General features: G+C 45.7%; 23 protein-coding genes. 2 read left to right on the top strand and 21 right to left on the bottom strand.

Going from position 1 to position 22,808, the window contains the following annotated elements; genetic code table 11:
* Positions 1-2 precede the first annotated feature (2 nt).
* The 4 genes from SALPA_RS20205 to SALPA_RS20190 all read right to left on the bottom strand — a co-directional run bounded on the left by SALPA_RS20205 (position 3) and on the right by SALPA_RS20190 (position 2,970).
* The gene (locus SALPA_RS20205) at positions 3-503 is read right to left on the bottom strand and encodes a 3-isopropylmalate dehydratase (protein WP_145098135.1); all 501 of its coding nucleotides are present in this window, start codon (positions 501-503) and stop codon (positions 3-5) included.
* 1 nt (position 504) lies between these two features.
* Positions 505-1,710, bottom strand: coding sequence for an aconitase/3-isopropylmalate dehydratase large subunit family protein (locus SALPA_RS20200; protein ID WP_145098132.1), 1,206 nt, complete (start codon positions 1,708-1,710; stop codon positions 505-507).
* Between the two features lie 38 nt (positions 1,711-1,748).
* Positions 1,749-2,417: a class I SAM-dependent methyltransferase gene (locus tag SALPA_RS20195; protein ID WP_145098129.1), complete on the bottom strand. Its 669-nt coding sequence runs from the start codon at positions 2,415-2,417 to the stop codon at positions 1,749-1,751.
* Between the two features lie 319 nt (positions 2,418-2,736).
* Entirely contained in the window at positions 2,737-2,970 is a 234-nt protein-coding gene (locus SALPA_RS20190) for a hypothetical protein (RefSeq protein WP_186451157.1), read from the bottom strand.
* Positions 2,971-3,212: 242 nt separating this feature from the next.
* Between SALPA_RS20190 and SALPA_RS29165 the strand changes: the two genes are divergently transcribed.
* A complete protein-coding gene (locus SALPA_RS29165) occupies positions 3,213-3,392 on the top strand; it encodes a hypothetical protein (protein WP_186451156.1) in 180 nt (59 codons plus the stop codon).
* A 94-nt stretch (positions 3,393-3,486) separates the two neighbouring features.
* Here SALPA_RS29165 and SALPA_RS20180 read toward each other — a convergent pair whose 3' ends face one another.
* Together SALPA_RS20180 and yqeB are read right to left on the bottom strand one after the other, a co-directional pair.
* Positions 3,487-5,082 (bottom strand): sigma-54-dependent Fis family transcriptional regulator, encoded by a 1,596-nt coding sequence (locus SALPA_RS20180; RefSeq protein WP_145098126.1) that lies wholly within the window; start codon positions 5,080-5,082, stop codon positions 3,487-3,489.
* 4 nt (positions 5,083-5,086) lie between these two features.
* Complete coding sequence (yqeB, locus tag SALPA_RS20175; protein WP_145098124.1) at positions 5,087-5,962, bottom strand: selenium-dependent molybdenum cofactor biosynthesis protein YqeB; 876 nt, start codon at positions 5,960-5,962, stop codon at positions 5,087-5,089.
* A gap of 204 nt (positions 5,963-6,166) precedes the next feature.
* Between yqeB and SALPA_RS20170 the strand changes: the two genes are divergently transcribed.
* Entirely contained in the window at positions 6,167-7,057 is an 891-nt protein-coding gene (locus SALPA_RS20170) for a LysR family transcriptional regulator (RefSeq protein WP_145098121.1), read from the top strand.
* A gap of 67 nt (positions 7,058-7,124) precedes the next feature.
* On the opposite strand, the gene SALPA_RS20165 is transcribed toward SALPA_RS20170, so the two are convergent.
* From SALPA_RS20165 to SALPA_RS20095, 15 genes are all read right to left on the bottom strand, one after another.
* Positions 7,125-7,976, bottom strand: coding sequence for a xanthine dehydrogenase family protein subunit M (locus SALPA_RS20165; RefSeq protein WP_186451155.1), 852 nt, complete (start codon positions 7,974-7,976; stop codon positions 7,125-7,127).
* Positions 7,977-8,059: 83 nt separating this feature from the next.
* The gene (locus tag SALPA_RS20160; protein ID WP_222428071.1) at positions 8,060-9,475 is read right to left on the bottom strand and encodes a hypothetical protein; all 1,416 of its coding nucleotides are present in this window, start codon (positions 9,473-9,475) and stop codon (positions 8,060-8,062) included.
* Between the two features lie 46 nt (positions 9,476-9,521).
* Positions 9,522-10,418 (bottom strand): NAD(P)-dependent oxidoreductase, encoded by an 897-nt coding sequence (locus tag SALPA_RS20155; protein ID WP_145098115.1) that lies wholly within the window; start codon positions 10,416-10,418, stop codon positions 9,522-9,524.
* Between the two features lie 56 nt (positions 10,419-10,474).
* The gene (locus tag SALPA_RS20150; RefSeq protein WP_222428070.1) at positions 10,475-11,068 is read right to left on the bottom strand and encodes an amino acid synthesis family protein; all 594 of its coding nucleotides are present in this window, start codon (positions 11,066-11,068) and stop codon (positions 10,475-10,477) included.
* A gap of 29 nt (positions 11,069-11,097) precedes the next feature.
* The gene (locus tag SALPA_RS20145; RefSeq protein WP_222428069.1) at positions 11,098-11,958 is read right to left on the bottom strand and encodes a hypothetical protein; all 861 of its coding nucleotides are present in this window, start codon (positions 11,956-11,958) and stop codon (positions 11,098-11,100) included.
* Positions 11,930-13,453 (bottom strand): DUF362 domain-containing protein, encoded by a 1,524-nt coding sequence (locus SALPA_RS20140; protein WP_145098109.1) that lies wholly within the window; start codon positions 13,451-13,453, stop codon positions 11,930-11,932. The genes SALPA_RS20145 and SALPA_RS20140 overlap by 29 nt, the downstream gene beginning before the upstream one ends.
* A gap of 29 nt (positions 13,454-13,482) precedes the next feature.
* Positions 13,483-14,646 (bottom strand): amidohydrolase family protein, encoded by a 1,164-nt coding sequence (locus tag SALPA_RS20135; RefSeq protein ID WP_145098106.1) that lies wholly within the window; start codon positions 14,644-14,646, stop codon positions 13,483-13,485.
* A gap of 31 nt (positions 14,647-14,677) precedes the next feature.
* A complete protein-coding gene (locus SALPA_RS20130) occupies positions 14,678-15,658 on the bottom strand; it encodes a xanthine dehydrogenase family protein molybdopterin-binding subunit (RefSeq protein WP_145098103.1) in 981 nt (326 codons plus the stop codon).
* A complete protein-coding gene (locus tag SALPA_RS20125) occupies positions 15,655-16,908 on the bottom strand; it encodes a xanthine dehydrogenase family protein molybdopterin-binding subunit (RefSeq protein WP_145098100.1) in 1,254 nt (417 codons plus the stop codon). The genes SALPA_RS20130 and SALPA_RS20125 overlap by 4 nt, the downstream gene beginning before the upstream one ends.
* Positions 16,901-17,395, bottom strand: a complete 495-nt coding sequence (locus SALPA_RS20120; protein ID WP_145098097.1) for a (2Fe-2S)-binding protein — start codon at positions 17,393-17,395, stop codon at positions 16,901-16,903. The genes SALPA_RS20125 and SALPA_RS20120 overlap by 8 nt, the downstream gene beginning before the upstream one ends.
* Positions 17,396-17,712: 317 nt before the next feature.
* Positions 17,713-18,510: a methyltetrahydrofolate cobalamin methyltransferase gene (locus SALPA_RS20115; protein ID WP_145098094.1), complete on the bottom strand. Its 798-nt coding sequence runs from the start codon at positions 18,508-18,510 to the stop codon at positions 17,713-17,715.
* 53 nt (positions 18,511-18,563) lie between these two features.
* Positions 18,564-19,202, bottom strand: coding sequence for a B12-binding domain-containing protein (locus SALPA_RS20110; protein ID WP_145098092.1), 639 nt, complete (start codon positions 19,200-19,202; stop codon positions 18,564-18,566).
* A gap of 38 nt (positions 19,203-19,240) precedes the next feature.
* Entirely contained in the window at positions 19,241-20,764 is a 1,524-nt protein-coding gene (locus SALPA_RS20105) for a sodium:solute symporter (RefSeq protein WP_145098090.1), read from the bottom strand.
* Positions 20,765-21,037 carry a hypothetical protein gene (locus SALPA_RS20100; RefSeq protein ID WP_186451153.1) on the bottom strand — a complete coding sequence of 91 codons (273 nt, stop codon included), beginning with the start codon at positions 21,035-21,037 and terminating at the stop codon, positions 20,765-20,767.
* A 98-nt stretch (positions 21,038-21,135) separates the two neighbouring features.
* On the bottom strand, positions 21,136-22,581 hold the full coding sequence (locus tag SALPA_RS20095; RefSeq protein WP_145098088.1) for a trimethylamine methyltransferase family protein: 1,446 nt from the start codon (positions 22,579-22,581) through the stop codon (positions 21,136-21,138).
* Positions 22,582-22,808: the final 227 nt, after the last annotated feature.

Here is a 22,808-nt window from a genome sequence, read left to right as displayed (position 1 = left end):
AGTTAGTTAAAATTTCCCAATTTCAATTCTTGTCGCACCCGGTTTATTAATCCGCCAGCCTTAATTGTCATCAGTATGTTATTAGATAACGCTTTGCCGGCTAGGGTTTGGTCTCCTAGGCAAATGGTGCCTTGTTCGATATCAACCTCAATCACGTCCCCCTGTCTAACGCAGTCCCGAATGTCGGCAAGCATGACCGGCAGGCCGATATTAATAGAATTGCGACGAAAAATGCGAGCAAACGACGAAGCAATAATCAGACTTACTTTCGCCTCTTTTAAGGCTACAGGAGCCTGCTCCCTGCTAGAGCCACAACCGAAGTTCTTACCGGCAACAATAATATCGCCTTGCTGCACTAGTTTGGGAAAATCGGGAATTTTGCTGCCAGCCATAGCATAACGGGAAAGTGTGGAAAAATCCTCTGCCATTGCATAACCAGGCAGTATTTGGTCAGTATCTACATTATCATCAAATATCCAGACACGACCTTTTATTATACTCATTTTATATCACCCCCCATTGCGATAAAGTTCCCGGACTGGTGATTTTACCGCGTACAGCTGTTTCCGCTGCTGTTGCAGGAGAAGTCAAGTATATATTGGCTGTACGATGTCCCATGCGTCCAGGGAAATTTCGATTGGTAGTCGATACTATCACATCACGCTCAGTTCCTAATCCCTGATGCGCACCAAAGCAGGGTCCGCAGCCGGGATTTGCTATTACAGCACCGGCATCGCGTAAAATCCGGCACCATCCAGCCTCTTCCATACTATCTACTATGTTTTTCGATGCAGGAATAATCAATAGGTTTACATCCGGATGAACTTTATGGTATTTTAATACATTGACTACTTTTTCAATGTCATTGAGACGCCCGTTTGTACAACTGCCCACAACAACCTGCGTTACCGCTACGTCACCGAGTTCAGCTACAGGCCGGACGTTTGCCGGAGAATGGGGACAAGCAGCTACTGCTACTATTTCGTTTAGGGACAGCTCAACACTTTCTGCGACACAATTGGCTTTTGCTTCCTCACTAAAGCAAGCTATCATTGCCCCCATTTCAATTCCCATGTTACAGATAGTCATCCGCTCCTCTATACTGATGCCGGCAATCCCCTGCCCAGTGAAGATTACGGCCTTATCAGTAAGACCATCAACGCCAAAACGTTTAATTAGCGTAAGGACAATATCCTTACCGCTGACATAGGGTTTAATCTGTCCAGTCATATGAACCTCAACTACTGGCGGCACTTCGAGATCAATCGTCCCAGTTGCCATCGCTGCAGCTAGTTCGGTAGACCCAACCGGGATAGCAATAACACCATAACCGCCGGCCGTACAGGTATGAGAGTCAGCACCTACCAAAATTTGTCCGGGCTGCAGCCGATGGCTTTCCGACAACACCTGATGAATGACGCCCTGCCCTTTATCATATAAAGTTATACCATATTTTTGGGCAAAGTCTTTCAATATCCAATGCATCGTCTTGGCTTGCACTGTAGCTGCAGGGAAGATATGGTCAATCACCATGACTACCTTATGGGGATCAAAAACATGGTCAATGCCAATCTGCTCGAATTGTTGAATAGCCATTGGCCCGGTAACATCGTGCGCGGCAACCAAATCTACCTTACATCTTATCTCCTGGCCCGCCGTTACTGTTTCTAAACCTGCCGCTTTTGCCAAATACTTCTCAATAAAATTCATGTGCAACTCCCCTTTATTTCACAATTGCAACAGTAAGCTTATTTAATGCCATAGAAGCCTGCTTGCATTCCAGAAACCCAAAAAACCTCAACAGTCGAAAATCCAGTTTCACTCAACAACTTTCGATGAGCTTCAATGGTTATCGGCAAAAGTTCACTTCCATACCGGCTGATGTGCTTATCTACTGCATCCGGTCTTTTTCCGTTCCGAATTTGGGCAGTACGCCAGCGTTTAAGTCCGATTTGGATTGCGGCTTCGGTATTGGGCTTAATAGTTTCAAACGTAACATATATCCCCCCTTGCCTAAGCATATTGAAGCAATTTTGCGTGCCTTTTCTACGGCCTTCTTCATCTAAATAATGATGCGCCATAATGGCGGTAACAACATCAAATTTTTCAGGATAATCTAGCACCTCGCTACCTGATAAAACATAGGTTATTTCGGATTCTTTCAGTTTTTCAGCCGTAATCTTCAACATTTCTTCTGCCGGATCTGCAGCTACAATCCTTAATTGGCCAAATTCTTTAATTATCTTTTCCAAGAGCGTTCCTGTACCGCATCCGGTATCAAGCCAGGATTGCGGCTTAGAAATAGCTTCCTTAACTAGAGCCAACGTTTCGTCATGAAACATATGGTACAGTGGAATCGTCTTATTAACATTCGCATCATAGTCAATGGCCGCCTGGGAAGTTTTATTATCTTTCATAACACATACCCTTTCTTACTGTATCTACCAGTGCATTGCAGTCTCTCTGACATTTATGATAAATAAATAGTCATTCAGCCAATAATGTACACACTGCTTACACTTTATAAAATATACTTGCAAGAACTGTACCAATTATTAAACAACAATTTCAACGCTAATTCCAGGCAATAACTTTAATCGATATTCCTGAAAAATAAGCGGTTGAAGCTGTTACCTGGGTTATTGTTGCAAAAATTCATTAGCTTCCTTGCTATTGCAATTTTGAAAACCATTTCATAAGTGCAACAGTATTTCAAATCGGATAGGAGGCTGACCCTTATTGGGTCAGCCGACCTTCCACAGAACCGTACGTACCGTTCGGTATACGGCTCCTCCCATGTTTATGCACAAACAGACTTGGTCTGTCGGCATTGGTGATGTTGTTTTCAGTTATCCTTAAACCAGTAGGCACTCCCGCATATTTTTCGTGTTCCGCACTATCCTTTTGCGGCCAGCCACTGCTTTCACAGTGTTTTCGGCCGTCTCTGTTCCGATCCCCGGTAACATTCATTTACTATCACCTCCAAGGGTTCCGCCCTTCACAGTACCGTTGACTGTACTGCTAGTATGGCTTCATCTGATTCCTCACGATAAATCTTGTTTCAACCGGCACTTGCAAATACGCTTTTACCGTCCGCGAGGCCTCCCCGGGTAAGAACGCAGTCTTTCTCTCCATCTACCTGCCGCATTTACACAAACTAATTCTGTGTAGCTATTGGACTTTGACTTGTTTAGCAGCCTTATCCTCAGTTTGTGCCTGATGCAGTTTCTGTTCGTCAGGCCGGAGATTTGCCGCCGCCTTCCTTTACACTCCACCTCGCGATGGACGCGCTTGGCTTTAGCTATACATTTCCCGCTACCGGGCATGTTCGGGACTTTCACCCGTTAGACTGCGCCCATGCCGGGCGCACTAAAAAACAAACTGCCGGGTAAACCTGGGCAGTTTGTTTCATAAAATTTCTATTTTTTATGATATTTTAATCTTATACCATACTCTGCCAATACTTCCCTTTGCATTTATAGCTCTTTATGTCAGGGGAATATTATATTCCCGCATCTTTCGCCACAAAGTAGTACTGCTAACGCCAAGCCGCTGAGCCGTATGACAACGGTTATTGTCCGCCTGCTTTAGCACCCGTAAAATAGCCTGTTTTTCCGCAGCCCGCAAGATAACTGCCAAATTGTCGTCTTCACTGCTCACCGCTTTTTTATGCGCCGTCAACGAATTATAAAGATGGGAAGGAAGATGGCAGGCCTCGAGTCTTTTTTCTTCGACATCCACCATATTCAGTGCACTTTCAATACAGTTTTGTAATTCCCGAATGTTGCCTGGCCATGGGTAACTCAGGAAAATATCACATACTTCCGGAGATATCTCAGTGATATTTTTCCCAAATACTGGATTGTATTTAGTGATAAAATAATTAGCTAAGAGTAAAATATCCTTACCCCTTTCACGCAATGAAGGAACACGAAGTTCTATTACATTAATACGGTAATATAAATCCTCGCGAAAACGTTTTTCTTCAATTAGCTGTTGAAGATTTTTATTTGTTGAAGATATAATGCGCACACTAATAGGAATTGGCTTCGTACTACCTATTCGAGTGACCTCGCGCTCCTGAATTACACGCAATAGTTTTGCCTGTAAGTCCCAATCCATTTCACTTATTTCATCAAGAAATACGGTTCCTGTATTTGCCGCCTCAAAAACTCCTATATTCCCGTTTTTTTTGGCGCCGGTAAATGAACCATCCACATAACCAAATAGGTTTGCTTCGATCAACGTAGACGGTAAGGCGCCACAGTTAATTGCGATAAAGGGTTTATCACTGCGATCACTGGCATTATGGATTGCTTGGGCAAACAGTTCTTTGCCTGTACCGGTAGCACCATAAACTAAAACGGAAGAAATGCCTTTTGCCACATAATTGACAATATTTTTACACCTTTCAATAGCATCGCTCTGACCGATAATATCTGTTAGCGTATATCTGGCATACTGATATTTTTTAACTTCATTAAGCAGCTTTTGTTTTTGGGATACTATAGCTTGATTGTTAAACCCCAAACCGTACTCCTCAGTAATAGGAATACGTACCGCAGTAACACCATGTAAGGAAATAGACTCACCGATAACAGGCTTCTGGGCCTGCATGGCAGAATATGCGGCTTTACTAATTTTTCCAATGAGCTTTTCGCTCCTACAGCCTGTATGGTCTGCCGTCTCTAACCGTCGTCCAGCTTGGTCAAAAAGTACGGCATCACCGCCAGCGACCTTGGCAATCATCGGTAACGCTTCCGATAATGCTTTACGCAGTTTATTATTACGTTCTATCCGCTCTACGTTGCTGCAGCAAAGCACATAATCACCAATCGGCAGCGCCCAGGCTTCGGCTTCTTCGATAAATTGCGATGCCCCAGATACCGGTTGCTGCTGTTGACCGGCCTTCCTGGCTATTTCATACACTTCACCCTGGTATTGATCTATTTCTTGTCCATGTGCATCAACACTTTTAAGCCTGCGCCCCGCTTTGTCAGTCACAGTGGCAAATCCCCCTGTAATACGAGCGATAAAAGGCACCGCTGCATACAGATGATCCAATAGTTCTTTATTATCCATTATTTCACCCGCCATTGAAATAATTACTTTTTATCCCACTGCAGTCCATTGGTAAGTTAGAGACCATATACGCTCTGTTATTCCCCCTACAATGTAACAGGGCTTCCAACACTCCGCCGCTAATTGCTCTGGCTTTATCAGATATAGTAAAACAATGTTCACGGCGGCAGCGGGGGTCAATATCCCCTAATTTCATACCAGACTTAACCGTAAGGCCAGTTTGCAGTAAACCGCGCAATATGCCGGTAATCGCGACTTTAACAGGAACGCCGTCAATATAACCGACAACTTCACCGGCAGCCATTTGGTCACCGATTTCCCGGCACCCAACAAATTTGCCGGCATTTTGCGACTTTATTAACCGTTCGATAGTAAAACCGCCCACGTTCCCCGGAATACCAGTATTATTACTTGCTGCCCCCTGATAAATAACTCTCCCTAAGTCATGGCCCCGGTTTGTTTCCACTACGGCATGTACATCCAGCCCGGCAATAAAGCCAGGTCCAACACCAATCACTACCGGTGCATCAGTGATTCGAGTACCAAGGTTACGCTTGGCGATAATCGCGTCAACTACCGCCACAGGTTTAAGTGTGTCAATAACCTTTTTTACTAAAAACGGTTCTGAAGCCAAAAGCACAGGAATTTGACCGCTAGACAATACTTCATGCACTTCATCAAGAGTAACCACCTTAGCAGTCACACCTTCCACTGTCACCGGCGAATTCTGAATGACTGACTGAGCAAAAGCTACCGTCCTGCGCACAACTGTCGGCTTATCTAGTTCCAGGATTACTGCGTTGAAGTGACTTTGATACAGGCGGTTGGCAATGCCTGTAGCTATGTCACCACCACCTTTCACTATGACTATATCTCTCATAATTGCATACCTTTCTAACTTATTTTCACTGCATTGCAACACCCGAAAAATATCTGTACCGATCCGTTTTTAGCCTTTCATGGCTACTGCAAAACTTGTTGCTTTATGTCATAGTATAGGTGTAAACTAGATTTAAGAGAAGTGAATATTTATAATGCAGTAGTTCAGAATATTTCATCTAACATATAGGAGTGTGGAATTGCTTTGAGCTTGAATAAATACGAGGTTTTTAATTCAATTGTAACCTTAGGCAGTATGTCCAAAGCGGCAGAAGCTCTTAATTTATCCCACTCGGCTGTTAGCCATACTATTTCCAGCCTGGAGAGCGAACTAGGCTTTCCTTTGCTTACCCGGAGCCGCTCAGGTGTAGTCCCAACCAGCAATGGAGAACATCTATTGCCATTTATACGCGAGATTTTACACAACAACGAGCTCCTAAAAAAAGAAGTGGCCGCCATCAACGGTTTAGAAATCGGTACAGTGCGTATCGGTTCTTTTACCAGTGTCTCCAGCCAATGGCTGCCCGGAATTTTTGCGCAATTTTATCGGTACCATCCTTTTATAGATGTTGAGTTGTCTGATGGGAATTACGATGAAATTGAGAACTGGATAGAAAGTGGCCGTGTTGATTTTGGCTTTGTCTCTTTGCCAACAACGAAAACCTATGAAGTTCTGCCACTAAAAAAAGACCGGTTGCTATTCATTCTGCCTCCCGGACATCCCCTAGCCCAAAAATCCAGATTGAATTTTGATGATATTGCAAAAGAAGAATTCATCATGCCACAATGGGGTAGTTACGATGATTTAGGAAGGATTTTGCGTAAAAATGGAGTAAATCTAAGAAAAAAATATGAAGTAACAGAAGGCCGGGCCATACTATCCATGGTAAATAAAGGCTTGGGTATCAGTATTCTTCCCGAAATGCTCCTAGCCAACAATACAGAAGATATTTGCACCATATACTTAGATCAATCCTATTACCGCAAAATAGGTATTGCCGCCTATTCACTAAAAAACTGCTCCCCGGCAGTGAAGAAGTTTATTGCGTGTACAAAATCATGGTTAAACAATCACAGCCTGCTCGATTTTAAATAGATATCAATTATTTCTAAGGTCATCCTTTGTTATTAACAAGGGATGACCTTTTTTGCTTTTCCTATTGTCACATTTGACCGGAAGCGATACTGAGTGCCCGGCGAATCAAGGCTTTACCGGCTCTCTTTTTATATATAGCCGAAGCTCGTTGACCTAATGTTGCACTAATTTCTTGAAAAGCAGCTTCTACACAGATATCGAGATTGTCAGCAGTAACAGTCCTGCCTAACCAAGCCTGCTCTGCCCCGCGTAATCGAAAAGGATTAGGCGCAACAGCCCCCATAGCAATCCGGCAATCAGTAACATACTCATTGCTTGCTACTATAGCGGCTACACTGATCCGGGAAATAGCCAGTGCGTTACGGCGGGCTAGCTTAATAAAAATACTGCCTGCACCATCAGGAAGAGCTTTAAATGAAATTTCTTTAATAACTTCATCACAGCTCAGTTTGGTCTTGCCCATTCCCAAGAACAGGTCTTCGAGCGGCATTTTCCGCTCGCTGCCTTTAGATACAATTTTTACGGAAGCATCAAGAGCAATGAGAGCCGGTATCGTATCGGCAGCAGGAGAAGCATTGCAGATATTACCGCCAATCGTTCCGGCATTGCGGATTTGTGGCGAACCGACGGAAGCCGCGGCTTGAGCCAACAGTAAGGCATTCGCGTTAATTATGGGCGACCGCTCAACCTCTGTGTGGGTTGTCATTGCTCCAATTACTATGGTATCACCACTCATTGAAATGCCTTTTAATTCTGGAATTTTATGCAGCGCCACAATGTAGTCATAGTCCAGATTGCCCTCCTGTAGAGCAATCACTAAGTCTGTGCCACCTGCTAAAACTTTAGCTTTCTCTTTTTTTTCGGCAAGAATAGCAAGCAGCTCTTCCAACTGTTGGGGCGCGTAATACGAACACGACATGGGCATCATCTCCCCAATCTTTTTCCAGTTACAGTAGTCAAAAAAAATCTTGTTTACGAACCTGCTGGTTGTTTCGCTCTTGCTTACTCGACAACCTCAATATGAAGTTTACGGGCGGCAGCTTTTGCTTCAGCTACTGAAGGCAGCGCATTTTTGATAACAAGGCGGCCACCCCCTCTGTTTAGAGCCTCAATCATTGCATTTTTCCGGGTGGCATAAATTGTGACCCGCTGCAATTGCGGTTCATCAACCTCGACAATCTCTACGTGCAGTTTGGAGTCGATAACTTCACCCATAATCTTTCGATACAACTCGGCATTGTCAGTGCTTGCCCCGTGCACTGCTGCCATAAGCATCCCCGGTATATTGATTCCCCGGCGGGCAAATAGTTCTGGATATAATTCCACTTTCACACCGGTAATTTCGCCCTCAGCTAACGCATGGGCTATCCGGGCTGTATTGGTTGGCGAACCAACCGCCTGGCTGCTGCCGCCAACGACGGCATCCCCGAAAGGCTTAATGATTGAATTGGCCCTGGCAGCTAAAGCACGCGCTCCGGTTTGAGCCTCCTCTATCGTGCTTTTAATGCGTTCGGCATCCTGCTCCTTGGTTTCCGGACTAACAAAGTGTTCAACAGCCTCATTCGTTTTGAAAAATGGTTCCATATACTTAATAACCGTAGGCACAATATGCTTTGCAGACAAGGGATGGACCGCGGCAGCCATGGCTATCATAACATCTGGCGGAACGGTTACCGGAATGTTGGTCTTAACAACCAGATTAGCTGTTAAGTGCCCAATTAGTACTCCTCCGCCAAGATGAGCGGCACACAACCCGGCAACCATAACCCGGGGAGTGCAAGGAGTGGCAATGGTCGGCGATAAAGCTAACGTAATAGCCTGCCCCACCTGGTCAGGTGTTGCTTCCAGCATTTCAGCGACTACGGCTGCCGTAGCTGCGGCGCCAGCGCCAAATCCTTCCATATTGCAGCCAGTTGTTGATTTTCCAGACCGGAAAATAACACCGATTTTTAATAATAAGGCGACTAACCTAGCCACTTCCTGCTGATCTTCCAACGTATCCAATAACGCTTTGACCAAGCCAGTGTAGGTGCAGGAATCACCGGTTCCCGCACAGGGCATAAGCCCGACAACATGATTGCCTACCTGCGCGGCAAGGGTATACTTTAGAATTTTGTTAACAAACTTATCACCAATTATGGTAACTTCTTCATCGGCCAGATCTTGCCCGACTGTACCCATTAAAAAACTTTTGCCTGAAGTCAATCCCATTTCCATGGCATACAGGTTGTGGCAAAATGTTGCCATAACCGAGGAAGTTACTTCTTCCCTGGTCATTTTATTGGCAGCCATTGCTTCCCCTATGACAATATCGCTTACCCTGACATTAAGTTCGTTAGCCAACTCAATGCAATCACCGATTGTCAGGCACCCGGGAATATATCCCTTTTTGGGCATTAAATCAAGAAATTCATTCAAAATACCCACCCCTCCCCACTACAACCAAAAGTCTGTAAATAATAATTTATTTTTTAGTCCTAACACTAATACCGACCAGTTCTTCCAATAAGGTAATAACAGCAGAAATATCCTTGCGCCCTAACCCCTTGACCTGGGCCTCTTCATAGACAGCCTGCGCCATATTCCCCACTTTAAGTGGAATGCCAAGTTCTGCAGCAGTCTGAATAGCCATAGCCAAATCTTTATGCTGCAAATCAATAGCAAATCCCGGTTCGAAGTTTCCTTGTAAGATAAAGCCGGGAACCTTGGCTTCCAGTGCATAGCTGCGGCCTGAACTGACACTGATGATTTCCAACATGGTGGCAGGATCTAGTCCGGCTTTCGCACCTAATGTAAGGGCTTCAGTCACAGCAACCATGTTAATGCCTAAGAGCAGGTTATTAACAAGTTTCATGGTATCCCCAGCGCCTACCGGCCCTACATGATAGATTTTTTTACCGATAACATTCAGTAATTCCCGGCAATCCTCCAGAACCGCCGCTTCACCACCTACCATTATCGTCAAGGTTCCGGCACTTGCTCCAGCCACGCCGCCGCTAACCGGAGCATCCAGGTAATGTACGCCTTTATCGGCAGCCAGTTTAGCCATCTTCTGGGTATGGCCAGGCGTAACACTGCTAAGATCAATAATGATTTGTCCCTGATGACTGCCTGCTAACAGACCAACCTCTTGCAGCAGGACATTTTCAACAATCGCCGCATTGGGTAATGACATGAAGATAATATCTTTGCCACTGGCAGCTTCCTTGAGGTTTGCTGCCCCCTTAGCTCCCTGGCTGATCAGTTCCTGCACAACCTCCTGGCAAATATCAAACACAGTTACTGAATACCCGGCTTGCAGGAGGTTTTTGGCTATAGGCTTGCCCATGGCTCCCAAACCGGCAAATGCAACACTTTTCATGAATTTCCTAAACCTCCTCCGTAATTGTTCTTGCTATCAATTATCCTATAAAAACTTTAACGCAAGCCGTCTTCGCCTTTTATCTGGTCAACGGTTAATCCCCCGACCCGGGGCAGCGGTCTGCCACCATTGGTCATAACAACACATAGCATAATTTCATTAGCTCGTGGTGCATCAGGAATACGAACTTCCATAGCATCAAAATGTGACCGCACAAAGGCAGCATCTTTGTGTCCCAACGGCACATCAATCGCAGTTCCGGATGATCCCATTTTTTTGGCTGAAGGTATCAGCGCTTTACCGCCGCCAATATTTTCCCGCATCGGCGTACCAAGTTTGGGATGAAGCAAGGCAGCGGCATGTTCCAGTTCACCATTTTCGCCGACAATGGCCGCCTTACCATAGCTTTCCACTTGTTTCCCGTCCAGTCCTAAGGCTGCTACTGCCTGTTTGGCAAGCATATCTCCCAGTTTGACACTAGCATCCGTAAGCGGCGCGAGATCTTCCACATACCTGCCAGCAAAAGGATTAGTAAAAACAGCTACAGCTGCTGCTTTTTTAATAGGTGTAGCTAATTCCCGATTGGCTTCCCGCCCGGTTTCCTCAATAATTGTTACGATTTTGCGAATTTCCAAGCCTTCCATTTTCATAAGAATCCCTCCTCTAAATTAGAGCTAAATTACAGCTGACTGATAAAGTTTGCAGGCAACATTATGCCGCGATTATAAACAAAGAGAGCTGCCCCGCTAATATGACCACGGTGATAAAACGTTAGCCCGGATTGATACCCATTTAATAACGCTTTCTCTACAACCTCAGGCGGCAAATCATCAACCCCGCATACCACCTGATGCTCCCCAATATCAGAATCAGGATCAATATTTTTGGCAAATTCCAATTTGATATTAGGATGGGGAGTATAGACAGCGTTAGCAACCGCTGTTGCACACGCGTCAGCCATTGCCGCCCTTGAAGCGGCAACAGTAACCGCGGTCGCAATTCCTTTGGTGAAGCTCCGTCCACCTAAACCACTTGTCGCAATGCCACCCACGCCGTCATTTGCTGTAATATGAAGCACATGTGTATAGCTGCTGCCAATTACAGGCGCTACCCCTACTGTCACCGTTTCCTGGCCGCTAAGTCTTACCGCAATATCGCCCCCATTATTGACAATTACTTTAGTGGCTCCGGCTGCAGCCACCACATAGTCGGCCACCATATCAGCAATAGTTCCAGCAACAGCAGCCAAAGGCGTAAGGGTAATATCGCCTGACTGCCTGACTGCAGTAATCATTTTTTGTAAGACCTCAGGATAATCGCTATACTCGCTGCTTGCTACAAGTTCTGACTGAGGCTTTCTTGCAATATGTTTAACCCTGGCCAGGCCGTCTAAAAGCGTAGCGGCATACTTTGCGCCGTCAGCCGCTGCCGGTTGCAGCAGCTGTCCGTCTCTACTGGCCTGTATCGTCATTTGCATCGGTCCATAATCCAGCGTAATTACTCCCGATTCTTTATAAACACTCATTTTTTCGTTCCGCAACAACCTTAACCAGTTCGGACAACGGCTGAATGCTGGCAACATGACCACCGATTTCCTCATAGGTCTTGCGGGTCAGGGTATATTCTACCGGAGCTACCGTAGCCGGTGTCGGTACCCAGGTAAACGCTTTAGGTACTACTTTTTCTACGTCTACCATAAAGTTGATGCCACCACCTGGCAGAATAAATACAGGCGCACCGCCAATGGTCATTTTGGCTTGACCGGCATGTATGGCTTGGGACAATTTTACCGGATAGGTGGTCACGCCTGCACGGGCGCTGCCGCCTGTGCCGCCAACATATACCGCTGAGACAACAGCATCTTCACAGTTCGCGGCAATTAAATCAACAATCTTTTGCACCTGTGGTGTCATGGCAATTTCTATTACTGACCCGTCGGCTTGTACTTCTACTAGACCGGCCTTCTGGCCTGTAGTCTCCGTAACAAGAATCTTCATCCCTGGCCGGGCAATGTTCATGTCGACCGATTTTACCGCTTTCACTGGTTCATCAACATGGGTCCCGCCCCAGCCATGCCCATGTTCACCAAAATACCGGCCCCGGGTGCTTTTGCGTCCATTGGGTATAACACCACTATACTGCATCCCCACTTCTTCTCCCGCCCGGTGCTCAGACAATAGCCCGATAACATGGTGGTCAAGAACAATTGCCTCATCGACAGCCCCTGCCATGGCTTTGGCAAACATGCCAACTGTCGCGCTGCCACAGCCTATCCGCATTTTTTTCTCCGCTGTTCCATCAATTACCGGGGGATAGCCAACCTGCAGCTCCAATTTACTGCCCTTTTCCACTTGCAGTTTGACACGCTCGCCATTGGCTAATTCGACAATGGTATGGGCAGCGGCAAAACCAAATCTGCCGCTTAAGGTATTGGCTCCGCCGATAGACAGCATTTTAGCACCATACTCTTCTGTATCCACCATACCGACAACCATACCATCCCTGAGTACCTTAGCCCCTTCTTCTCCGATATGGGTATTGGCATCAATTTTAACCTTGATCCCGCTATAACTAAGTGGCGCTTCGGTAACTACCGTTACCACCTCGACGCCATCCACAGCAGCAGCCACAATGTGCGGCGCGGGCTTGCAACAGGGATACTCTGTGCCGGAACCGACTGCCGTAATCAACGGTTTGTCAGGTATTTCCGCATCTGGCAAGCCGGCATGCGGGTTTTCCAGCACCAACGGCCGGTTACGAACAAGTTTTCCCTTACTATTGGAATACCGGCGGCAGGCCCCTTCAAAGCCTAATTGAATTTCGCACTGGATAGGACAGGAATAACACGTCACACCGCCCTGGGTTTGCGCATCTTTAGCTATGGCCTGGCAAGGACACACCCGCACACACATACCGCAACTGGAACAATGCTTTTTCACCACGGCAATTTTATTAACAATTTCAATGGCGCCAAGGGGACAATGTTTGGCACACAACTTACATCCCTTACATAATTCATCATGAATCACAATCATCGCAAAGACCTCCCTGTGCTGTTATGGCCTTAGATAATTACTTTACCTGCAGGAGGCGGCGTATTTCTGCTTTTAGTAACTAACACTTTACCATCAACGATTACCAGGGCTACCCCGGGCAAATCTCCGGCCTCCATTGCAGTAAGAGCATCCTCACCTACTGAACCCATCGGTTTATCAATGATTACCAGATCAGCCTCTTTACCTGGCGCAATACTGCCAGTATTCAATGAGTAAACCTGCGCCGTATTGCCTGTGGCCATGGCAACAGCCTGAGCAGCCGGAACCCCTGACAAGCTTGCCAGCTGGGTAATCGTTCGTAGAATTCCTAACGGTATGACGCCAGTACCAGACGGAGCATCATTACCAATAATAACCCGGTGTAATTGATTACGCTCGGTTAACTGACGAACTACCAGATCGGCAGCTTTCAAATTGCCGCATTGCACAATCTCGAGTGCAAAATCGGTTTCTTCGACAAGCTTCTTAATCTCAGCCGGAGAAATAGCGGTCGGTCCGCCATTAATGTGGGAAACTACATGCGGCGCAACCTGGATCACATCATCAGCCGTAACAGTGGAACTGCCGGGAATGGACGTGCCGCCTGTATGCATCATAACTTTCATTCCCTGCTTTTTGGCCCACTTGACCATTGGTGCCGCATCTGCCGGTTTTTTGACAGAACCAAGGCCAACTTCCCCCACAAGCCATACACCCGCTGCGGCCATTTCAGCAAAATCAGCTTCAGTAAGTCCCTGTTCCAATATTACGGCGCCTCCATGCAGCTTTACGCCGCCAGGACGTTGTTTGGCAGAGGACTTAGCCGCCAGCACGGCCAGCGCTTTAACCCCTGCAGGGTCAGTCGGCCGTCCCGGCGTGTGACATTCACCTGCTGAAATCATGGTAGTCACGCCGCCATGTAATGAACTATTGATAAAATCACTCATCTTTTGCCGGGGAGTATAGTCGCCAATGACTGGATGCACATGAGAATCGATTAAACCAGGCATTACTGTCAGACCGCCGGCGTCGATAACTTTGCATCCAGGATACTTTTTAAGCAACTCATTCGTACCGATTTCGTGAATTTTCCCGGCCTCAACGTCAATAACAATGGTATCACGGTCCAATATTGGCTGGTTAATATCCCCAGACAGCAGTGTGCCAATATTGGTTATTACAGTAATAGTCATAACTTATCACTCCTTTATACAATTACTTATATTATTCAGCCTCATGTAAGGCACTTAACACTTTTTCCGGTGTTAGCGGCAATGAATAAATCCGTACCCCAATCGCATCATACACGGCATTGGCAATGGCCGCCGCTGTCGGAATGAGTGCAGGCTCACCTACACCTTTGGCGCCAAAGGGCCCGGTAGGCTCGGCATCCTCAATTATAATTGATGTAATTTCAGGAACATCCAAAATGGTAGGAATTAAGTAATCGGTAAAATTCGTATTTTTTATCACACCATTGACTGCTGTGATTTCTTCCATCAGTCCATAGCCTAGCCCCATTGTCGCTCCGCCTTCGATTTGACCTTCAACCAGTGCCGGATTAATAGCCCGTCCGACATCATGAGCTGCCCATATTTTTAGCACTTCCACCCGTCCGGTTTCGGTATCGACTTCGACTTCAACAACTTGGGTAGCAAAAGCATATGTTCCATAAGGAATACCATATCCTGTTTCCGGATCAAGTGTAGTGGTAGCCGGATTAAACCAGCCGCTTCCCAAGGTCAGTTTTCCTTGTTTACGACAGCTGCCTATTACCGCTTTGATTGTTAATTCGGTTTGCCGCTCATTCTCCCAGACAAGACCATCCTTGAACGTAATGTTGGCTGGATCTTTCCCCAGCATGATTCCAGCTTCAGCTAGTGGGACTTTTTTGGCATCGATAGCTGCCAGCACGGCAGCATTACCAGAGATATAAGTCTGGCGGCTGGCTGAGGTTGCACCGCCTTCGGGAGTAACGAGTGTGTCGGCAGAGATAACCGTGATATCTGCCGAAGATATGCCCAACTCTTCCGCAACAATCTGCGCCATCACTGTACTAGAACCCTGACCGATATCAGCACAGCCAACCAGGACATTAACTGTTGCATCATCCAGCCACTCAACAACAGCACTGGCCGGATTGGGCAAGGCAGTGTTGCCAATTCCGTACCACATACACCCTATTCCCCTACCACGTTTCTTCATTTCATTGCCTCCCCTTGCGCCCTGCCTACTGCTTGTTCCAGCGTCGGCCTAATGCCCACACTATGGTTAAGCACCTGCCCGGTAGCAGTCACACTTCCCTCTTTTAGGCAATTCGTTAACCTGATAGCATATGGCGACATTCCCAGTCGTTCGGCCAGCAAATCCATTTGAGATTCATGAGCAAAAGCCATCTGCGGCACACCAAATCCTCGCATTGCCCCGGCAATAGGATTATTGGTATAGACGGCATACGCATCGGCATAGACATTTGGTACTTCATACGGACCGGTGGCATGCACGGCCGCCCTGATAAGCACTGCCGGACCATAAGAGGCGTATGCTCCGGTGTCACCAATAATCACCGCTTTCACGGCTGTCAGCTTGCCATCTTTCGTAGCGCCGGACTTATAGTCAATACTATAGGGGTGGCGCTTGACTGATGTACTTATGGATTCTTCCCGGCTATATACCATTTTTACAGGCCGTCTGGTGTAGTAGGCTAACAGCCCTATATAGCACTGCACGGAAATATCCAGTTTACCGCCAAAGCCACCGCCAGTCACAGCCTGGATAATTCTTACCCGGTTTATACCAAGATTTAAGGTCCGGGCCACTTCCCGCCGGTCAAAGTGGGTATTCTGCGTTGCCACCCACATAGTCAGCATGGAACCGTCATATTCGGCAATGCCAGCCTCAAGTTCGATGTAGGCATGTTCCATCCGCTGGGTAGTATACCGATTTTCAATAATAACATCAGCTGCTGCAAATCCTGCTTCGATGTCACCCTTGCGAATTTTGCGAATAAGCAAAATATTTTTATCGTGAATTTGCGGCGCTTCTGCCTGCATTGCCTCGTTAACGTCAAAAACTGCCGGTAACTCCTTAACCTGTACCTTGATCAGTTTTAAAGCCTCATTGGCTATTTCTTCCGTTTCTGCTGCCACCAACGCCAGTGCATCACCTACCCGGCGTATTTTATCTTTGCATAATACTTGCTCATCTTTTATAACAATCCCAATACCATTAGGGCCAGGAATATCATCAGCAGTTAGAACTTTTACGACGCCAGGCAGCTTGGCAGCTGCACTAGTGTCGATTGATTCAATAATGGCATGAGCCACCGTACTTCTAAGTACTTTGGCAATCAACATGCCGGGACGACTGATATCGGCGGCAAATAGCGCCTGACCAGTAACCTTGTGTAAGGCATCCGGCTTAACAATCGAGACTCCTACACCATCCTTACTCATGGCAACATTCCCCTTTGCAACCTTCACTAACTGCTGCTACTGACTCAACAATTTTTTTATAGCCTGTGCAACGACAGACATTCCCTGACATAGCCACCTTAATTTCATCTCGGGTTGGCTTAGGATTTTCATCAAGTAAGGCTTTCGCCGACATGATCATTCCCGGAGTACAAAAACCGCACTGCACCGCCCCATGGTCAATGAAGGACTGCTGCAAAGGATGTAATGTGCCGTTATTGGCTAATCCTTCAATTGTAGTTATATTGCAACCGTCCACTACTAAAGCAAGCACTAAGCAAGAGTCCACTGTTTTTCCATCCAGGATAACGGTACAAGCACCACACTCACCCACACCACAGCCTTTTTTAGTCCCTGTCAAGCCCAAATCATCCCGCAGCAAATCAATTAACAATCGGTCTGCCGCCACTTCTGCTTTGATCTTTTTGCCATTTAGTGTAAATTCAATCAGTGTCTTCGCCACTGCCATAAACAACCAACCCTCCCCACAACAACTTATCATAAGTTAATGCATTTTTCGCGCCAATCGAACTATTATTCTAAAAAGTAGTGATTCCCGCCCTTTTAGCCAGTGTTATACGGGTTAGTTAAAAAGTAATTTACCTCCAGTCCAATGCCTTGCCATTTCAATTATGAAATACACTTGGCAAAAACCTTGGATTATCAGTTATCTCTGGCAAATTTTAAGTTTGAAATGCCATTTCAATTATGAAAAGCCGCAAGTAAAATTGTAACGCTAAGCCCCGATTATCGTGAGACTTAGCGTTACATGGCAAAAATTAAATTTTAGTCGTAGGAACCGTTTCTATAGGCATCTAAATAATCTCCACAATATTCATCCTGGCCTAGTAAAGCTTTAGCAGCATAAATGAACCCCATCATTCCTTTGTCTGTTGGATTCAGAATATACCCATCCATACCTAGTGCCATAGTTTGGGTGACAAATAACCTATTCAGGATTTTTCGTCCGGGAAGACCAAACGATACATTGCTTAAGCCGCAAGCGAAATGGACTTTAGGATAATCCTGTTTGATTAATTTGATTGTTTCCAGAACTTCTAACCCGGCTTCACCAACTACACTAATCGGTTTGACCAGAGGATCAAAGTGAATATCTTCCTCCGGAACTCCGGCTGCTGTAAGTTTGGCATACAAGCTTTTTACTACTCGCATACGATCTTCTGCTGTATTCGGCATTCCCGTATCATCCATGCACAAGGCAATAACCTTAGCTTTGTACTTGAGTACCAAGGGCAGAACTTCTTCATACCGTGCCTTCTCATCGGTTATTGAATTGACCATAGGTTGACCACATTTAGCCAGCGCCAATCCAGCCTCTACAGCCTTAGGATTGGGACTGTCAATACAAAGCGGAGTATCAACGGCCTCCTGAATCGTTTTTACCAGCCACTCCATAACTTCTACTTCATTATGCACTTTGTTCCCGCAATTTACGTCAATGTAAGTAGCTCCTGCTTCCATCTGCTCTATGGCAACTTTTTTTATATATTCGGCATCACGGTTGTCTACTGCTTCACTAACGGCTTTGCGGCTTGTATTAATAAGTTCACCGATAATTACCACTGCAAATTTCTCCTTTATGTTTAGTCAATAAACCTACGGAATGATTTTCAGTGTTATGCAAGCATTTTTGTGGCAATTTCTTTGGCAGCAATGGCATCGGCACAGAACGCATCAGCGTAGATTTCATCAGCAAATTCCTGGGAAATAGGGGCACCGCCTACCAGAATCTTAACATTGTCTCTAAGACCGGCATCTTTTATCGCTACGATGGTATCCTTCATGGCCATCATGGTCGTAGTTAACAATGCTGACAGGCCAACAAATTGCGGCTTGTGTTCCTTAATAGCTTCGACAAATTTTTCCGGTGAAACATCGACACCAAGATCAATTACATTAAAAGAGGAACTTTCTAAAATAAGAATTACAAGATTTTTCCCTATGTCATGCAGGTCTCCGGCTACAGTTCCAATGATAACGGTGGCTACTTTTTTTAGGCTACCGCCATCAGCCCCTAGCAATGGTTTGAGCAATTCCATACCACATCCCAAGGCTTTGGCTGCCCGTAGTACCTCAGGCACAAACATTTCTCCAGCCTTAAACTTAGGTGCTACTATATCCATCCCGCCAAGCAAGCCTTGGTTAATAATATCATCCGCTTTTGCCCCATTATCAATTAATTCTTGGGTTATTGCTTTAACACCCTTTAAATCCCCTTTGAAAACTGCTTGTGCCAATTTGCTAAAATCGCTCATTATAAAATCCTCCTCAAGTATATTTATGTTTTATCTACTTAGTCTTCATAGTATTCAGCTTCCGCTTTCGCTAAAGCACCGTAAAACTCATCAAGCACCTCTTTATCAGTCTCTTTGGTCATATAGCTTACCACTACCATTAGAACAGCGGAGGCCACCATTCCCAGCACCCCGTACCAGCTGTCACCCAAGCCATGCTGGTAAGTAAGCAATACCCCGATGACACCTACAATAGAAGCAGTCAAAGCGGCTGGCGCGGTAGCCCGTCGCCAGTAGAGTGCTGCTACCAATACAGGGAAAATCGGCATAACCAGGGCAATGGCAAACATAATCAACGTCCACATCAAATCTGGGGGATTAAGAGCCAGCCATAGGGCCGTCAAACCTAACCCAACAACAGCTAAGCGGGCAATGGTAATATGAACATTTGGACTAACCTTAAGTTTGAGCAACCTGGTAAGAATATCCTCCGATATGATCGAACCGGCTACCAAAAGGTGGGAGGTGGCGGCAGATAAGCCTTTGGCCAATGTGCCCCAGACGAATACTGCCATTAATATTGATGCAACAGTGGCTGATTGTGGTGAAATAATCTTGGCAAGTAATAACGGAATAACCAGCTCAGTATCGCCACCCTTTAATCCAGGCAGCATGGCAATAGCGGCAAAACCGATAAACATAACACCAGTCCAAACGACGGTTTGCAAAACAGGCTGCAAAACCATCAGACTGCGCTGGGTTTGCATGTCCTTGCCAAAATATCCGGCCCTGATGAATACATCAGGCAACATGATTGTCCAACCAATAGCGCAAGCAATTGGATAGCCGAACCTGGCAGAATAAGGTACCCAATTTTCGGGACCGGGATAAGAAAACCAGGAGTTAGTGTGGTCCCAGACACTGGCTGCTGCACCAAAAACATCGCCGCCAAATCCATAAGCAATGGCACAGATACCTATGCTCCAAAGTGCAACCATGAATATCCAGGCTTGGACTGTGGCCGCCCATGCCACCGATTTTACGCCGCCAAACGGTATAAACAGCAGGGCTGTCAAACCGACGAATATCACCGCGGTAGTCTGGTTAATAGCTCCGTTAGTGGCAACGGTAGCTGCCTTGCCGCAGGCAATATAGATTGCAGCAGCATAAGGCATGGAAACACAGAAGAACACTAATGCCAATACCAGCCGCAGAGTTGGACTGCGGAAACGGTCAACAAAGATGTCAGCCTGAGTTGTGTAATTCCGCTGGGTATTTAACAACCACACTCTGTTCATAACAAAGTAGGTAAGAACCGGGAATAGCGGAATATAGCTAAGCTCAGACATATAGTAGCCAAAGCCGCCACGGTAATAACCACCAGGCCCGGCAAAGAATACCCAGGTGCTCATGAGAGCTGCGATATAGGTCATACACAGGACAAACCAGTTGATTGTGTTGCCTGCAGTATAAAAATGCCGGGCGGAGTTATTCTTTTCCCGCCACCATACATAAACCCCAAAAGCGATAAGTGCTCCCATGTAACTGATATATAACGTCCAGGTAGTCGAAGCAGATAACATTTATATCCCTCCCTTTGAAATGGGATCATCTGTGTTCATGCTGTCTGCTGCCTGCAGGGATTGATCAGGTCTTTTCCTCAGCCTACGTTGTTTATGGAGTATTGCCATCCCGCCATAAACAACGATCCACAGTGGCAAAATGGTCAATGCTCCATGCCATAAAGCGGCGTTTGAATCCCCATACACTGGGAATCCTGGTATGTTATACAGTGCATAAAAAAGTACTGTTAGACCCAACCACCACTTTTCTGTTGTTTTATAAGACTTTTTCACAATTGCTCCCCCCCTTTTATGAGCTCCCCACCTACTGCTTATCACCTCACATTTACCTATAGATATCACCTATCACAAGTAGAGCAGTGCTCAATCGCTTATTTACCGACAAGCTTGGCATCTGCTTGCTTCATTATTTCGTCCATGTTGCTTAGAACCTCACTGGCCACAGCTATCGGCTGATAGTCTTTCTTAATGGCTGCATAAATATCCTGGGCCCGGTCAAGCATGTCTTTTTTGCCGGATTTTTCCCAATTAGGTCTGGAATCGCGATTAAAGGTCGGCAGCCGTAAAGAATCCCGGAAATGCTCAAACGTGTGATCCATATCTACAAAGGATTCTTTGCCAGTCAATTCCATCATTTCATTCCAGGCAAGCATATCGTCATTAATCTCCAAACCACCTAACAGCTTCTTAGTCATGCCAAAAATGTCGTTGTCGATAATAAGTTGGATCGGGCTAATCGTTTTGGCTACTTCGAGCTGTCCGGCACCTCCCAGTACTGATGCGCCAGACAGGGCCAGCATATGGATCAACGAGGTTCTTTCAACCATTGACTGACCATCTAAAAGGAAGCTGTCTGTTCCAGTACCATAGCTGTGAGCATAAATACCATATCCCTCTTCAAACAATTGCATAGCAACCATTCTTCCCATGGTTGTTTCGATTGGCGACTGCAACGTATAGGTCGTTAACATATCCATAGCAAATAATAACGGTGTGGCAATAACAGGTAAGCCTGGAGCAAGAAGCTGGGCCATAATAATTTGCGCCATAACCTCTGTAGATGCCAGCAAGGCTATGCCCTGCGGAGTAATAGGCGCGTTAGCACCGGCTGCAGGCAGAGAACAAGGTTGGATAGGCACTCCGTTAATACAACATTGATAAAGAGCCTCCATGTCCATGTATTTATATTGAAAAGGAGGTACTGAGCAAGTGATAAAACTAATAATCGGTCTCTTCTTCAGTTGTTCTTTTCCGCCTACCCGGGCAGCCGCCAGCTCAATTAGATATTTTGCGTTTGCTGCTTCGTAGGGCTGCACCCAAATATGTTTCTTGCTGTGCTCGAGAACAGTCCGTAAGGTATGAATATCGATGGTTTCGCCTGGAACCGATTTAATAGACGTGGATGGGAGTGCACAGAAATTGATATTATCTAAGGCATTAATAAGCTTTGCCCAATCAGCTACCTCTTCGATGGTGATATTATGATATTCGCCATTTTCGTTTAAATAGTTCATACCACCTGTACAAGTTCTAGTATAGAATTTACCGTCGGGATGAGGGAAAGTTAGATCGTATTGGGGATCAGGTGCTGCTAACGTAAAATTTTTAGGTATGCTTTTCAACGCTTTGTCGATTACTGATTTTGGGAATTTTACCGTACCGGAAGCTTCAACCTGAGCACCAGCATCTTTTAATAGTCCCATTACTGTAGGATGATCGATCTTAACCCCCTTAGTTGATAAAAGTGTCTCAAGTTTTTCCTTCATCACAGCAACTTCATTTGTCGATAAAATTTTGGTATTAAGTATTCCAGCCATTTTTATACCCCCCTAGTAATTTGTCGATCTATGCCGACTTACTTTATATACTTGCAATAAACATGCCTAAAAGTGATTATAAGAAAAATAATTGTAAAATATTCTGAGTAACCCGGACATTTCCTACTACCTTGCCCCTGATTTATTTCGAAAAATTTATCACTTGCTTTTTTACGCCGCAATCAATCCTGCAAAATACAGGTACACCCTTTCATTATTGAAAGCTG

Origin of the sequence: Sporomusa sp. KB1 (assembly GCF_007830295.1) — a bacterium.
Classification (GTDB): Bacteria; Bacillota; Negativicutes; order Sporomusales; family Sporomusaceae; genus Sporomusa.
This window is presented reverse-complemented; position numbering and strand designations above follow the sequence as displayed.